Source organism: Granulicella aggregans (assembly GCF_014203275.1).
GTDB lineage: Bacteria > Acidobacteriota > Terriglobia > Terriglobales > Acidobacteriaceae > Edaphobacter.
Map to the genome: position 1 here is coordinate 1 of NZ_JACHIP010000023.1, position 15,466 is coordinate 15,466.

Here is a 15,466-nt window from a genome sequence, read left to right on the forward strand (position 1 = left end):
ACGCCCGGGGACGGCAAAGTCGTGAGACTCAATCGCAAAGGCATCGTCGAGGATGTTGTCACCGGTCTCACCGTGCCAGCAGGAATGGCCTTTGGGCCGGATGGAGCGATGTACATCTCGAATGCCGGGGCTGCACCCGCTGGAGCAGGCCAGATTTTGCGGGTAGCCACCTACTAAGCGTCACTCTGAGACGAGCGGTCTGTGTCGCCTGGTCTGCCCGATCTTTTGTACCGTGGAGTGTTAGTGTAGCGCAGCTTCTTTTGTGATCAAGTAGCCGCCGTCGAGGGTGTGGGGAAGTGGGAAGCGCAGTTTGCTTTCCATTTCTCCATACCCTGCTTTGGTTTCGGGTGCTGGTGGTCGATAGCCCAGGGAGGAGTGCGGCCGGATGGTGTTGTATTGGATCCTCCAGCGCTCGGCCCGGATCCTGATCTCCTTCATGGAGTAGAAGATCCACCCATTGAGGAAGGCTCTGTTGCAAAAAGTAGGCATGGACAGGGGCGTCCCGGGGGCGGTTCCATCCGGGCGTCAGGCCGTTGGAGTGCGAGTTGTTCAGTGATCATTGCGGCTGCTTCGGCGAGTGCAATGGCATCGATTCCGAAAGCTCGTTCGACGATGCGAGCCTCGCCGCGGATGTCCTGAGTCAGGTTGAAGACTGCGGCCTGGCCCTTGCGTAGAGCACGCATCACTTCAAAACCCATGATCGTCGCGTTGGCCGTCTTCAACGTCTTGAAGCCTCTCACTGGACGGATCAGTTCCTTCAGTTTGCCGTGATCGGCTTCGACGACATTGTTCAAGTACTTGACCTGTCGATGCACCGTTTCCTCAGGGCATTTGCCTTCGGTCTTCAACTCCGAAATCGCGATGCCGTAGGTAGGCGCTTTGTCTGTGTTGATGACCTTCGGCTTCTCCCAAGCCTTGAAACCGTTCAACGCCTTTCCCGGGAAGCGCTTCGCCGCTTTGGCGTTCCGAGTCGGCGGGATATAGAAGTCGATCGTGTTTCCTTCCTTGTCAAGCGCCCGGTACAGATAGGCCCACTTGCCGCGAACCTTCACGTAAGTCTCGTCCATTCGCCAGCTCGTCGACTGCGGGCGACGCCACTCTCACCGCAACGCTTTTCGATCTCAGGCGCGTACTTTTGAACCCAACGGTAGATCGTGGAGTGGTCGACTCCCACGCCGCGCTCGCCCATCATCTGCTCAACATCACGGCAGCTGATCCCATAGCGGCAGTACCAACGCACTGCCCAAAGGATTTTCTCGCCTTCAAAATGACGCCACTTGAACTCTGACATGGTCGGCTCCGCTCGCGTTCAGGACCGTCTCAGGCGGCCACCCAAACTTTGCAACAGAGCCGCAAGCAGCGCTCGAACCGAACGAATTCGTAGCCTTAACAAAAGCCATTCACTGAAGAATGACCCAGCCGTGTCGAAAGTATAGGCGAACCGTTTCGGTTGTTTTTCGGTCCCTACGAGGTCAGGAACATGCTTGGCGCTTTCGAGTCGATAGACGATGTCGACGACAAGGAGCTCAAGCCTCTATTTCGCAGGCCGATCCGATCAGCTCAACCTCAAAGGGAGGTGTCCTTACAGATGTGCAGCGAGTGAAGCAAAATCAGCCTGGGCAATCCCCGGAATTAGTCGGGTTCCAAGGATGGAAGGACGTGATGAGCTTCAGCAATTCGGTTGGAACTGGTCTGCGAAGGAGAAGCTCGCCGCCCGTATCATGCTCCCCTCCTCCTAGACCGCATCTTAGCTTTCAATTACCTGATGCGGAGTGACATAGTGCCGCGGCAGGTTTCCGACAGCGCGGTTCTTGCAACGAGTGATCCCTGTTGTCCTAAAGGAGTTCCCACTGCGTTTACGAAACTTGTGGCAGACCTTGCCGCTCCAATCCTGAGAAGTCTGCGCGATTGGAGAAAGTGTCGGCAATGGGCCACCGCGGTAGACCCATTTCCCAAAACCCCGTTTTCCGGTCGCCAGCCCTTCTTGAGGTATATCCTGCTGGGGAGATTGGATGGACGGAGGTAAATTGCCACGCCTTTCTGCCCTTTTCGATGCGAGCGCGGTTGTTCTTCTCGTTACTGGGCTGATCAGTTCACGGTTCAGTTTCTCAGCCGGTATGACAGTCACGCTGCCAAGGAACACCTACCTCATTCCGTACCATCTCTTGTGCTTCGGCGCGGCCTCTTGCCTCGCGGAGTTACTTATTCGGCAAAAGCGAAGGAGTAATGACTGCCTGCGGTTTGCCCGCGTAGTAAGCGGTGAGGGTGCGCTCTGTCGCACCTGGATAATCTGCGGAAACACTCACCGAGTGATAGACGCCAAAGGCGTCGCCTGGATCAGCATCGAAGGTCATTTCGTAGAAAGAGTTGGCGTCGGCCAAGCAACGATTGATTTGAGAGGGTAAGTCTCCGCTTTTTTGTAAAACCAAGCCACCCGAGTGGACGGCCAGTACCTGGACACCCAGATTGGGCGAATCGGCCTTCCCAGGAGTCGTTATGCCCTGAAGGAAACTTTGGTAAAGGAAGCCGCTTTGGGCAGTGCCATGGGAGAGATTGAGTGGGACCACGGAGTATATGGTGATCTGGGCCCGCGTCATCTGCGTCGCGAGGCCGACCACTGTATTGTAGTAGCGGCGCGCACCGCTGCGCGTGTGATACTGCGGACATCATGGGCTGCTTGGACTTCCTGAATCGATCGTCGCGACCTCTGGCTAAGTCTCAGCCACTGAGCGGTTTACAGGCGACAATCGATTCAAATCCCATAGACGACCGCATCCGCCGCACACGTCAGCGGCTTCCTCCAAACGCCCCTATCAAAACTGCCCCGGACCCTGCTTCAGGGCTGCCCCGCACCTCCGCGGCTGGGGCAGCCCTGATAGGTTCCTAACGTTTCCCAAGAGCGGCTAGTCGTAGCATCGCAGGACGCTTGCAGCGATCCCAGACGCAGCCCTGGCTATCGGAGGATACATCGGTGAGGTGAACTCCCGGACTGACGTGAAGCCACCACAGTGTGACACCTGCGCTCTAGCTTCAAAAAGCGATAGCGAGGTAGCCAAAATGATGAGCAGTTTTGATCTTCTCTCTTGGTCATCTGCATTCTGTTCGCTCCAGTAGGAGATTACGCCTCACTCTCACAATCGGCGTTTTGTGAACTTCGTGCTTTGCCATTACCGCAAGGAGATCATTTCGAAGCTATCTCCCACGGAACCCGGTAGTCAGGTTTGAGCAGGGCTGTTGCCTTTGCCGACCCCTGCGTGAAGGCAAACCGCTCTGCATCCCAGACAAGTGGCTCATGAGTCCGCACTGCGATGCAGCCAAGCAGGAGGGTCTCAACAATAGGAGCTTCGAACGCATAGTTGGCTCGTGCCGGTGGGCCACCTTTGCAGGCATCAATCCATTCCACGTAGTGCGCCGCATTGGCCCCGCTCGCAGTCCCCCCAAGCTCCGGCGCTTCTCTTCGGAAAGGTTCCGGTGCCGAAGCTACCTTTGGAAACGGCACCTCCAGCTTACCGCTCGGCGACAGAACGCGCGGATTTTGACCCATAAATGCCGTCAGCAACTTACCGTGCTCACCGTGATAGATCACACCTTCTCCGTCTTCGCCGATTTGCTCGGACACAGGGAGTTGCGGTGGACGCGCAGGTTCAATACCACCATCAAGCCAGTTGATGCGTAGCGCTGGACGAGTGCTCGTGGCGTCAAAGTCCATATGGACGGCCGATGCGACGGGATAGCAAACCGGAAAGCGATCCGTCGTGCTGGCTTCGATGCGGGTGGCGGCTGGTAAGCTCAGGACTCGCGCGAGTGTGTCGAAGCCATACTCGCCCATATCACCGAAAGCTCCGCATCCAAAGTCATACCAGGCACGCCATATGAAGGGCATGTAGGCATGATTGAAGGGACGGAAGGGCGCGGGGCCGATCCACATATCCCAATTCAATCCGGCGGGCACGGGGTCGGCCTGTATCGGCGTTGCCAGTCCTTGAAGCCAGAACTTCGATGCGCGCTTAGTCCAGATGTCAACAGAGCGCACTGAACCGATGGCACCCGAGGTCAGGATGTCATGGATTTGATGCGAAGCCGGGAGGTTGGAATTGAAGATGGAGACCTGCGTCGCTCGATGCGTCTGTGCTGCCACTCGAACCATCTCCCGGCACTCCCAGACGTTATGGGCCATTGGCTTCTGGCTGTAGACGTGCTTGCCTGCTCGCATGGCGGCGATAGCAATGACGGCATGCCAATGGTCTGGTGTGCTGATCGCAACCGCATCGAGGTCCTTCTGCTTAGCGAGCAGTTCGCGGAAGTCTTCATAAGCGACGCAGCCGGTCGAAGTTCTCCCCGACTGTTTGCCATAGAACGCGTTCACAATGCTCTGGGCGGCATCACGTCCAGAGGTGGGTCCGGGATGATTAGCCCCCCAGCTGGTATCGCCAAGGACCGTCCTGACCTTGTCGCGAAGCTCGTTTGGACCCCAATCCAGGTAATCGCTGCTCAGACGGTTGACGTCGCATACGGCGACTACTCGTACCTGTGGTAACCGCAACAGATCGAGCAAGACCCGCAGCCCTTGAGAACCTGTGCCGATGCAGGCCACGGTGAGCTTGTCACTCGGGGCGGATCGCTCTGCTGATGACTTTAGGCCAAGCAGACTAAAACCGACGGCGGACGCGCCGACGCCGTAAAGCAGTTCCCGACGATTCAATTGCTGTCTCCAAGGGAGAGTATCCCAAGCCATCGCGCAAAGAGTACACGGTACGGTCAGCTGCTGTCTGCATTAACAGATGGTTTGGTTGACGGAGCTTCCGCCGTGCGTCGTGGCTCGCTATAGGGTAGTGACGGCAATCACTTGTTCAGATTGCAGGCCAGCGATGTGTCCTCCTACTCGGATCGCTGTGTCGATCAAGACTCAGTCGGGATTGGCCGGGTTTCGACTGCAATCTCGGCAAACGCAATTTCAGCAAAGCCCCTGACAACCGGAGTTGTCGTGGGCGACGGATGAAGTTTGAATGCGACTAGAGGAGGTCGCGCAGTTTAACGTCGTATACTTGGGAGCTCTCGCCGCGCTTCACTTGGAGGTGAAGGATCGTGCCGACGGGCTGCTTGAAGAGTGGGTTGTCCGGTTCGTCCGCTGGCTTTGTGCCGTTTATCGTGAGTATGCGGTCTCCTTGCCTGAGGCCTGCGGCCTCGGCCGGGCTACCCGGAGAAACAGTCTTGATCTCATCCGATTCGTGGTCGTAATCGACGAGCATTCCTGTGCGATTGAAGCTTTCGGGCTTGTTCCATAACGAAGTTTTTTCGAGACATGACTGCGTGCTTGCAGTCGACGGTGACGATGAAGCGATTCAGAATATCCTGGCCGATATTGCCGGTAAGCTTGTCATTGAAGCTGTCATTTGCAGTTTGAAGGCGCGAAATGGGGCCTTTGATTTTCAGCTTGCCCACCTGAAATCTGTGAAGGCGAACATACCATGCTTGGGGTGAATCGCCCCCGAAACCACGGCCGTTATAGCCGCGATACCGTGCGTTGAGCTTCGGCACGAGATGGTTCTGAGCGACAAAGACGGAGCTTAGAAACGTTCCAAACTGGTTGCCGGAGTCGACGAGGAAGCGGCCTTTGATCCCGTCGACTTTCGCGTCCACATCGATTCCATTGCCGTTCGTGTGCAAGAAGAGCGGAAGTGATTCGCCCTTACCCTGATAGCGAAAGTGCGTGCCTTCAAAGAAAGTAATTTCATTGCGCTTGGAGTCGATCTCGACAGCGAACATCTGCATGAACTCCCAGCAAACGACCATTTGCGGAGTGCCTGCGTCTGAGGGGATGTCGAGTACATAGAACGTCTGGTTCTTGATGTTGAGTCGGCCAGGTTATCCCCCTGAACCCAGCTCACGCAGTCCGTGGGCCGAAGCACTCGCAACGGCGCGGCAAGACACCCGTGCTACAGGCGGACGAAGCCCGTGCCTTGATCGACGCGATCGACACCACTTCCCTGCCCGGCCTGCGTGACCGTGCCCTGATCGGTCTCATGGTCTATACCTTCGCTGGTCAGACTGTTGACTTTCTACTCAGTAAGAGACGGGACGTGGCAGCAGCGAAGGCCTTCTTTGAGAAGGCGATTCGAAATGAGGGTCGACCACCGCAGACCATTACTCTGGACGGCTACGCCGCCACCCATCGCGCGGTGCGCGAGATGAAGACCGACGGCCTGCTTCCAGGACGCACGCGGTTGCGCTCGTCGAAGTATCTGAACAATTTGATCGAGCAGGATCATCGCGGTATCAAGTCCAGAACTCGGCCCCATGCTCGGGTTCAAGAGCTTCTCCTCTGCTGCCATCACCATCGCAGGAGTGGAACTGCTTCGTCGTATTAAAAAGGGCAATTCTCCCTCAGTCGTCTCCGCCTCATAGACCACACTGCGCCCACACTCTGGAACGCAGTGCTCGCCGCTTGATCGTAGACCCCGCCGCAAAAAATCTGAGAGCATCGAAAACTTTGCACCAGAGCCTCTTGGAGAAGGCGCCACTTCGAATGGGGACCCCTCTACAGCTTTCGCACGACACTAGATTTGCATTGGATCCAGAACGGAAGTCAGAGGTTTCAGATCCGCCTCTCGCCGTAAATTATCGGTATTCAGCAACGGCAGCGAGAGCCCATAGTGCGCGAACAGGCTAACGCACTTGTTGACCCTGAGACGCGGATGTTCAGGGCTATTTCAAGATCGGAACACTAAGAGTTTCCGGCTTCACCGGATCAAAAGGAGGCGCTATGCGCTGCTTGGGCGCTCTAGTTAAGCCCGCACGTCTTCACCCCATATCCTGGAAGGCCTCGTTTCGAGAGATACTCCCAAGAGCTGACGCCTCTGCCACGGATATGGCCTGCTTACTGATCAACTCGTCCAGACTATCGCTCACAAATTCGGAGACCGCCGCCGCACCCAGCAAGTCACGAGCGTCTGCGTAGCGTTTCTTCAATGCGTCAATCACCCGGCGGCGGTCGGATTCGGAGAGATCATTCGATTTGAGCGCTGCGCGGACCGCCTGCTTGAGCGCATTCTGTGCGGCCGGCAGATCGCCCTGGCTGAGGAGGTCGATGGCCAGCTGATAAGGCTCATAGATGGCGCTTAGCGAGTCGAAATCATCTCGAGAGTCCACGCGCTCGATGCGTAATACCATATAGTTTTGACCGGTCAGGGGCTTGCCCCGTAGGAGAAGATGGTGGTCAACGAGGGAAAGGTCAGCAGCCGCGATCTCCTGCGGCGTGGCGAACAGGATGGCATAGGAACCCGACTGCAGGTCAGTTCCGGAGAGGGTGGCGTCGAGGCCTAGCATCATCTCCCCGTTCGTCACGCCAACCAGAGCGCTTACGCCTTGCGCTAGGGGCTTGGCGATGTCCAGCGCCATCGAGAGTTGCGGCACAGCCAGCTTGGTGCTGATCTCGCCCAGCACATCGACCAGCAGCTTCACTGAGTTCGTGCCTTGCATGGCGAGCAGCGCGGCGTTGATGCGAACTGTGCCGCCACGAAAGGGCATCAGCGCGGTCAACGCAGTAGAAAGCGTGATGACGCGGTCCAGGTGATTGGTGTCCACATCCTTCAAACTGGACGCGCCGGCAATGCGTGTGATGACCTGGGTCTGGTCGCCAAACTCGAACGTAACGGCGGAGTGGACCGCAGGATGCCAGGAAGAGAACCAGTCGCGGTCCCGGCTGAGAAACATTTCGTCGAGCCAGAGTCGGAAGTAGTGCTCGTTCGCCTTCAGGGAACCGGCACCGTCGGGCAGGAAAGATGCTAGGCGGTGTTCTGCATCGTGCCGAAACTTATCACTGAACCAGTCAAGAACCGTATCGAAGGGATTCATCTCTGCTCCTGGAGTCAGTTCGAAGTGGCCGGTTTGGAGGTTCGCTACTTCTGGGCCCCCAGCTCAGCCTTGGAACTGGTCGCTTCTTCAGGGCGTACCCGGAAGTTGACCCGTTCCTCGACGTATAAGCATATATCAAGAGCCAATTCATAGGGAACGTCGGGAGAATCGTGGGGGCTGGCACCCACGAGCTCCTGCAGGCGGCGAGTCAGGGTGGTGAGACGATGGGCGGCGTTTCGGGCGTTGCTCCTAAGTTCTTCAAGGAGTATCGACGAAGCCGCATTCCCCAGAGCGAGAGGCAGGGAGGGCAGAACAAGCACGGCGGGAATGCCGCACTCAAACGCACGTGCGCCGAAGCGTTTCAACTGCGCGGCGATTAGGCGGTCGGATGAGGTACGCTCACGAACGTCGGTCGGGGGTGCCTGCACTACCAGAAGGCGCAGACTGGGGTAGCGGCGTTGTATCTCGGGGGGCGAGATCCAGTAGGGGACGGCGCCCGACTCGTCACCGCCGACGCCAAGAAAAACCTCGGAGGAGCGTTCGACCGGCGAGCCGAAGAGATGAGCGATGCCGGTACGGTACCGCACCTGCTCGAACTCGGACGGGCGCGTCAAAACTTCAGCGCCATATCTGCGCGTTTTGGAGCCGAAAGTTTTCCGCGATGAAAAGGTGCTGCGCTCGAGGCCGAGACCCCTATACGTCCAGGTAATGAAGCCGACCGGGCTCTCCCAATTGGGCTGGGCGAGCAGGGAGCGCCCGGAGACGGTGCGGCTGAAGCGCGGGACGACATCGGCGAAGTGTGCAGTGTCGCCGGATTTCGTTGCCAGCAGAGCTTCCCAGTTCCCGCCGGCGGACGCTGCATCGACGGACACGCGAAACTCTGGTCGCAGTTTTAGAACCTGTAGGACTCGAAGCGTCGTTCGCATTGCGTCGGTGCCGAGTGGGCCATCGCGATAGACGAAATATCGACCGTCTGTAATGGCTTGGAGACCGAACGTTATGGATGAAGACTGGCGCCAGTAGAAGTAACGCGTCACAACTTTGACGCTAAACGCGGTCGAAAGCGGGCGATTGGGGTCGGCGTCCAGAGCGACTTGAAAGTTATATTCGGCAACAAAGGGCGAAGCAATTCCGCTCAGGGAGGTGAATCGCCGGGTCAGCCACTGCACCAAGGCAGCAAAACCCGAGATCAGTACCAGGAAGAGAACGGTCAAAAAGAGAACAGCTAGAGCGTGAAGACTAATAGTCCAGACGTTGTGCCAAGAGATACCGGGACGCAGGGCAAACCATCGGCCCCCGGTAGCCCTCCAAAGCCACCACCAGTAAGCCGAGCCAGCGGCCAGGAGAATGGCACCCGCTATCGCGATGCCGATCATATTGCCAATGCTCTCCGCCAAGCCAGGCGTACGTTGCAGGAAGGCCTCTTCGAGCGGAAGCACGCGTTGGTCGCCCACCTCGCACGCGTGGTTTTCGACCAGCCACTTGACGATGCGTTCAGGGTGTTGGGCCTTGCTCGGTCTGGCTGACCGCGCAAAGACCGCGAGCGCGCGGGCGATCCAGGGTCGCCAGTCGGGTCGAAGGGCGTCGAGGAACGCGGGGTCATCGTCGCGGGCGGCAAGGCTGATCTGGTCCCAATTGCAATCGGGGATTTCTGTGTCAGTCATCCTCTGGATCACGGCGCTGAGCGGCTTGCCCTTGCGGGCGCGCCAGCTAGCTTCGATGACGTGACAGAGGAACACGCCCTTGGCGTCACCGATTGCTGTGAAAGCCTTCGCGGTCTCCTGGCTGAGAGTGCTCACCGTGGTGTTATCGCGCAGTTGAGCGAGATCAAGGCTCAAGAGCCGCGACTCCACGTGCGGCCAGGTGCCTTCGCGCGTCTCAGGCTGCTCATAATCGATCAGGGCGGCGACACGCGGCTGCAACAAGTCACCGGACATATGCAGCGCGCGTGTTACTCCGTCGAGCCAGACGTCGTACGGCTGATCGGACGCGGACACTGCCGGAGGAATCAGCCAGTTCTCCGACATCATTCGCTGGCGCAGAATCACGCGGGTCAACGCGCGGTCGGCTTCGAGGGAGACATCAAGGAGGCCAGCCGCTTTTGCGACCTTGGAGTAGCCGAGCAGCAGGTGAAGATTTTCGACGGGGTTGTGTCGTGCGTTCCTCTCGGCCAAGGTTACATCCCGCGGCGGGAATTGTCGGTGCGCGTTGCACAGCGGCCGTGTCGCCACGTCGATCGTTACCAAAAGACTGTCCGCCTCCGAGCGCTCCAGGAGCGTATCCCGTTCGCGGATCAACGCCGACCATAGGCGGTCCTCGTCGATACTAGGTTCGGACCTGGGCCGCCCCTCTGCTTGAGCAGCGATCTCTTTCACTTCATCGGGAAAGGCCCGCAGAAATTCGAGTTCGAATCTGGCGACCAGGTTGTCGGGCGCGCGCCAATCAAGCCAGCTTTGCCGCTTAGGTACTCCATCCGCGGCCTGGACTGCTTCGCGGAATCTACTTCGGGCGATCTCTTGGGGGGTTCCCTGCGACCTGTCCGGTCGCTTCACACCCCCCTTGCTCGCAGAAAATTCCAGGCGAGCGGTTAGAGACTTGGCGAAAGACTTCAGGTACGGATCGGAATCGTTGTGGAGCAGATAAAGAGTTCCGTACGGTAAGCGTTCGGACGGCGTTCCATCGCGCTCGACGCGCTCGGTGAGTGTCTCCACTGCCGCTAGCCACGAGGCTCGGCATTGCTCGTCTTCGATCATGTCGCCGAGAGAAGGAACCTGCCGGAAGAGGATCCTGGTACCACATTGAATGCGAAATGCCAGCCGTGCCCTTCCGGTCTGGGCCGGATGGGCGGGCAATGCGGCTTCGGCACGCTGCCAGATTGTGCCGGCGTCTCCACCGGCATGCACGATTACCGACGCCTCAGTGGCGAGGACGGCGGCGCGGAAAGAGGTCTGAAGGTCCGAAGAAAAGGCCGGCTCGGCGAGCAGGTGAGAGGTAAGGTCCTGTCCCCAACTTGGCCATGCATTCTCCGCGAGCAGACGGTTCTCGACCTCGGACCACCAAGCGGTTGCCCTCTCGGGGTCGTCCCGAAGCGCATCGAAGGCTGCGCTGAAGTATTGCACCGTAAGCTCCTCGAAGGGGCGACACAACGTCATGGCTGTCAGCGTGTCGGCCAGGGAGCGGCGGCTGGCGACGAGGGCCGCAGCTTCGCGATCATTGTAATAGGCCAGGATGCGCTGGCGAAGACGCGGCTCGATCAGCCACATATCGATCGCCGTTGCGCGGTCGCCGCGGACCCATTCCTGCGCGATGACCTCCTCACGAAGCTGCGCCGCGTTCTGATCGACTTGAGTAATTGCCACCAACAACGGACGGTCAAAGCGGCCCAGCAGGGCAAGTTGGGGAAGCAGCTTCAGCAGTTCTTTGTTCAAGCGCAGAACTATGCGTTCCTCCACATAAAAGTGAGAGTCAGCGTTTCGCAGTTGATCCACGCTCAACTTGGAGTTCTTCACCGCCCATTCCGCGTACATGTCGAGGTCGTAGGGATTATGGCGGCCGCTCGACAATTCGGCGTCTGCCGCGGCTTGGCCGGCGACGGTGAACCGCCGGTATTCCGCGTCCTCGGTGGAACGCGTCCGCGCCAGGATGGGATCGCGAAAGGCGGCAGGCACCGGCTTCCCGTCGATCTGGTAGGCCTCCAGCAGGTGACGAGCCTCGTCGTCGTCGAAGCCCTGCACCACAAAGAGGCGGAGATAGTCTCGAGCGGACAACGACGACTCCGACGGTGTTACCTTGAGCTTCCATTTGTAGCCGCTAGTGGCCAGTTCGCGCCGACCCGAGAAGACAACCCGGACGCTATTCGCGAGAGACGTCAACCTCTCTAGGACCTCGAAAGTGACGCGAACATTTTCAGGGACCGTACCGTCAGGACGTAGCTTGGCCAGTTCCTCGCAGGTGTCCAGCATCAGCACGACGCAACGCGGCATACTCGTGGCGGGATCGAAAGCGAGGACCTGGCAGGCTGAGGCGAAATCATTGATAGCGTCGCTGAAGAGGGGATGCTCTAGCGGAAGAAGACGCATGGCGCCCGGCCGACGGGTGGCCTCGTCATGCAGGCGAGCGATGCTATGGTCGAAGCTGGTAAAAATCGAGGTTGCCTCGTTGCCAGCCTGAAGGCGTAACTCCGTCGCCAGTGCGGAGAGAAGCAGCCCTGGAGCGCGGAAAGGGTAGTCGGGATTGAGGAAGTCGAAGTCGACGCGGGAGGTCACGATAGGAATGCCAAGCCCGTCGTTGGTGGGCTTGGACGCCATGTCTGTGAGATAACGCAACAACATGGTCTTGCCCATTCCGCCATTGCCGACGAAGTGTAACGCCCAGTGATGGGGGTCGTGAAGCAGATCGCGAAAGGCCTCGATCTGGGCTTCGCGCGGCAGGTAATTGTCCAGCTTGCGCCGATCATAAGCTCGGCGGTTGAAGAGTTCGCGGCGGCGGCGGGCGAGGGTAAGGGCCAGCTCGAGTTTGCCCTGAAAGATGTCGGTGAAGAATTCGGCGGCTTCGATCCACCGCAGGACCTCAGGAACCGCCGTCTCTTTGCGGGCCTCGGCTTCGGAGATTGCTGCCTTGACCTGATCGTCGAGGAAGGCACGCAGATCGTCGTCCGAGGCGGCGCGTCGCGCGAGTTGCGCCCAGCGCCAGAGTGTTGGATAGTCCGGCAGCTTATCGGAGGCGAGCATCGCCAGGGCAGCGTGGGTGAGCTGGGTGCGGACGTAGGCCAGTCCGGACTCCTCGCTTCCCAGATCATTATCTCGTTCGGTGAGGAGGTCTTCCAGCGCCGCCAATCGTAGCTCAGGCGAGAGGCGGAAGGTATCTCCCTCCCAGGGAGTGAGTGCGGTCGATGCCTGAACGATAGGACGCGCAGGGCGAGACACCTTTCTCACCTCACTCTGTGCAGCTGCCGGGACGTCAGCAGTAACACCCGCTGCGCGCCGCAACATCTCTCTAAACCCATTGTGCGCTGGTGCAGGCGTGTCCGTCGCGGCTTTCGGGGCGCGCCGCAACATCTCAACCGGCTCGTCTCCCGTTCCGAGCGACGAGGTCCAGGAAGATGACTCAATCCCAAAGCCGACCCGATCCACTACGGGGAAACCCAGGCGAACGATCTCCTCGGGCCACTCCGGAGCGAGGACCAGCCATGCGATGGCTCGGCGTGGCAAATAGGAGAGTCTTTGGCGTAACGCCTCCCGTAACAGCTGTTCAGGATCCTCTGAGTCGTCGCGTGGTTTGCTCCCGGACAACATTGCCATCTGCGTTACACTCCAAAGTCTCGCAGCGCGGTTTCGTAATCGGCGTTCGTGAAGGCGTCGCTGAAACGGACACCCTCAATGAACGCCTCGACATCCAAAGCGATAAACCTCAGCGGGACGCCACGGGTCTTCTCCTGGAGCGCCTTGAAGATTGCGTTGACCGTAGTGCCTGCCTTTGGACTGAGCTTGGGGGCTAGGCTCCATTGTGAAAGCAGTAATTGGCGATAGACCATACTGATTTCTACTTCCGACTCGAAGCGTCGCAGCGAGGGGCGTCGCTCCATTGGAAGAGACTTCACTTTTTGCCAGATATTCTGGCCGTCGGAGGTGCCGGAAAGATAGTTCATGATCACCGGGATGGGGCAAGTATCCTCGCCGAGACCGGCGAAGGAAATGTTTTCAAGCACCTCGGGATATACCGAATCCCACCGGTGAAACTCGTCAATTAAGATGAGGGTACGGTGGGTGAGTTTCGTCTTCGCCTCAATGTCAGAGATGAGGCGTGCGCAGTCGTCCTGAATCGCCTTGAGGACCAGGGCAGGTTCTACCGGAGCCATCTCCTTGAGGATGTTACGCAAGCGCATCATGGTGCGATCCCGTTGCTCAGCGGCCGGATTTACGTTCAACGAATAGAAAGCGAGCAGGCGCGATTCGGTCTCGACGAGTGGAGGCAGCCCAAAGTTCCTGCGTGTCTGGTTGATCGCATCGGTCAGGACCAGCGCGAAGTCGAGAAAACTCCGTGGCACTTCTCCTTCTTTGCGCACGATGCAGGGCACGAACATGTCGAGGATGGACCGCACTGCGAACTCTTCGAGCAGCCGGGTCTTACCAAGGCCAGTGTCGCTGTCCTCCACGGAGACAGCGACCAGGAGCTTACCCGCGCCGGGTTTGGCGGTCAGGCTGACCAGTCGGTCGTAAGCGACCATCATGTCGTAGCGGTCGCACATCATGGCGGGAACGGTACCATCCTTGCGGAAGCGCTCGGCCGCGGTGACGAGGTCGAACGTGGGCCCGGGAGACAGCTGAATACAGCCTTGAAGTCCTTTCGCGATAAAGAGCACGGGACGCGCCCACTCGATGGATTCCTGATAAGCAGGCCACGCGGTAAGCACTGTCCGGCGCGCCTGCGAGGCGGCGTCGACCACCGACGTACCGGTAAGCAGAGCCTGGTAGAAGCGAAGTGTAAACAGCTGACAGGCGGGATCGGCCACTTCGCCGGCCATACCCAGGGCGATTGCGACGCCCCGATGGACCAACCGCGCAGCGAAGGGCAGATGGACGTCCTCGATGCTTGCGGTCTCCTCTGCCGAGGTCGCGCTGTAACAGGCGTTTAGCACGATAACTGGCGGAAGCCATCCTGGTAGTTGGGTCGTGGGATCGTCCTCTTCGAGGAGGTCTGCAAGCTCGTCGGCGGTTACGGGGAAGGGTTCGGAGCGGCCACCGGCTTCGCCTGCGCCGTCGGCACGTTTGCGCAGGACGATCATGCTGGCACTGCCGGCTGGCCCAAGCCGGCCGTGACAGATGAAGTGCAGCACGGAGGGGCGGAACTCCCGGCACTCCTGCTGAAGCCGCTCGATGTCGGCTTCCGGCAAGAAGCGGAGCTTGATCTGTGCACTAACGAAGTCACCGCGGAGCTGCGGATTGGCAGGAATCTTGAGGTGGCGGAGCAGACCCAGGAACTCCGCGCCCGGGCGCAAGACGGTGTCGATCTTGGATTCGGCCACAAAGAGAACGCGTAGCGGGAAATCGACGTAGGGTTCGCTGCGCGCAGGCTCCGCATCTCGAAGCGGCACTTCGCGGTTGATCGCGAAACGGCCGGTGGGACGTGCGCAGAGCGGCGCATTTGGACGGGAGACGACGACCTGCGGGCCGTACATCATCTCCCACGGCAGGCGCTGCAGCCCGGGGTCCTCGAAGACCAGACGAAGGTCGACCGTCGTTGGCGAGTTCTGGAGTAGATCGAGATTGGGGCCAAGCAGGACGGCCGTCAGGAACTCGCCGAATAGCGCCACATCGCCACTCTTTGGGTTGTCGTCGAGGATGCGCCGGTAGACCGCGTCGATATCGTCGTATTCGGTTGCCGCGCAGATCGCAGCGTGTGGCTTGCCCGCCCAGAGGGCAGACTCGGCAGCGGGAGGAACCGGCAGCACTTGCGCCGTCGGCAGCGTGTTTTCGTGTAATACCCCAATAAAGCGATCGGAGAAGGGCGCGGCCAACGGAACGTCGGACGCGAGACGCAAGAGCCACCCATCGGATCTTTTCTGGGCGAAGACGCGGCAGATCATGGTTTGGTTTCCAAGCCACAACGTATA

At 59.1% G+C, this 15,466-nt stretch carries 8 protein-coding genes and 2 pseudogenes; 1 reads left to right on the top strand and 9 read right to left on the bottom strand.

The annotated features are described in order from the left end of the window. Positions 1–240: 240 nt before the first annotated feature. The 6 genes and pseudogenes from HDF16_RS31015 to HDF16_RS27015 form a co-directional block, all read right to left on the bottom strand. Positions 241–462, bottom strand: a pseudogene (locus HDF16_RS31015) (integrase core domain-containing protein); the annotation flags it as partial. A gap of 80 nt (positions 463–542) precedes the next feature. Then, positions 543–1,291 (bottom strand): annotated as a pseudogene (locus HDF16_RS26995) (IS6 family transposase); the annotation flags it as partial. Between the two features lie 907 nt (positions 1,292–2,198). After that, positions 2,199–2,597 (bottom strand): hypothetical protein, encoded by a 399-nt coding sequence (locus HDF16_RS27000; protein ID WP_221313257.1) that lies wholly within the window; start codon positions 2,595–2,597, stop codon positions 2,199–2,201. A gap of 584 nt (positions 2,598–3,181) precedes the next feature. Continuing rightward, positions 3,182–4,702 (bottom strand): Gfo/Idh/MocA family protein, encoded by a 1,521-nt coding sequence (locus HDF16_RS27005; RefSeq protein ID WP_184223545.1) that lies wholly within the window; start codon positions 4,700–4,702, stop codon positions 3,182–3,184. 310 nt (positions 4,703–5,012) lie between these two features. Further along, positions 5,013–5,249 (bottom strand): PDZ domain-containing protein, encoded by a 237-nt coding sequence (locus HDF16_RS32250; protein WP_184223547.1) that lies wholly within the window; start codon positions 5,247–5,249, stop codon positions 5,013–5,015. Then, positions 5,218–5,772, bottom strand: coding sequence for an aspartyl protease family protein (locus HDF16_RS27015; RefSeq protein WP_184223549.1), 555 nt, complete (start codon positions 5,770–5,772; stop codon positions 5,218–5,220). Before HDF16_RS27015 ends, HDF16_RS32250 begins: the two co-directional genes overlap by 32 nt. Before the next feature lie 188 nt (positions 5,773–5,960). Here HDF16_RS27015 and HDF16_RS27025 point away from each other — a divergent pair, with 188 nt between their 5' ends. Further along, complete coding sequence (locus HDF16_RS27025) at positions 5,961–6,368, top strand: DDE-type integrase/transposase/recombinase (RefSeq protein ID WP_221313258.1); 408 nt, start codon at positions 5,961–5,963, stop codon at positions 6,366–6,368. A gap of 433 nt (positions 6,369–6,801) precedes the next feature. On the opposite strand, the gene HDF16_RS27030 is transcribed toward HDF16_RS27025, so the two are convergent. The 3 genes from HDF16_RS27030 to HDF16_RS27040 are packed head-to-tail and all read right to left on the bottom strand — an operon-like array spanning position 6,802 to position 15,439. Continuing rightward, positions 6,802–7,854 carry a hypothetical protein gene (locus tag HDF16_RS27030; protein WP_184223551.1) on the bottom strand — a complete coding sequence of 351 codons (1,053 nt, stop codon included), beginning with the start codon at positions 7,852–7,854 and terminating at the stop codon, positions 6,802–6,804. Positions 7,855–7,898: 44 nt separating this feature from the next. Then, complete coding sequence (locus HDF16_RS27035; protein WP_221313259.1) at positions 7,899–13,154, bottom strand: hypothetical protein; 5,256 nt, start codon at positions 13,152–13,154, stop codon at positions 7,899–7,901. Between the two features lie 5 nt (positions 13,155–13,159). Beyond that, a complete protein-coding gene (locus HDF16_RS27040; RefSeq protein ID WP_221313260.1) occupies positions 13,160–15,439 on the bottom strand; it encodes a CHAT domain-containing protein in 2,280 nt (759 codons plus the stop codon). Positions 15,440–15,466 lie beyond the last annotated feature (27 nt).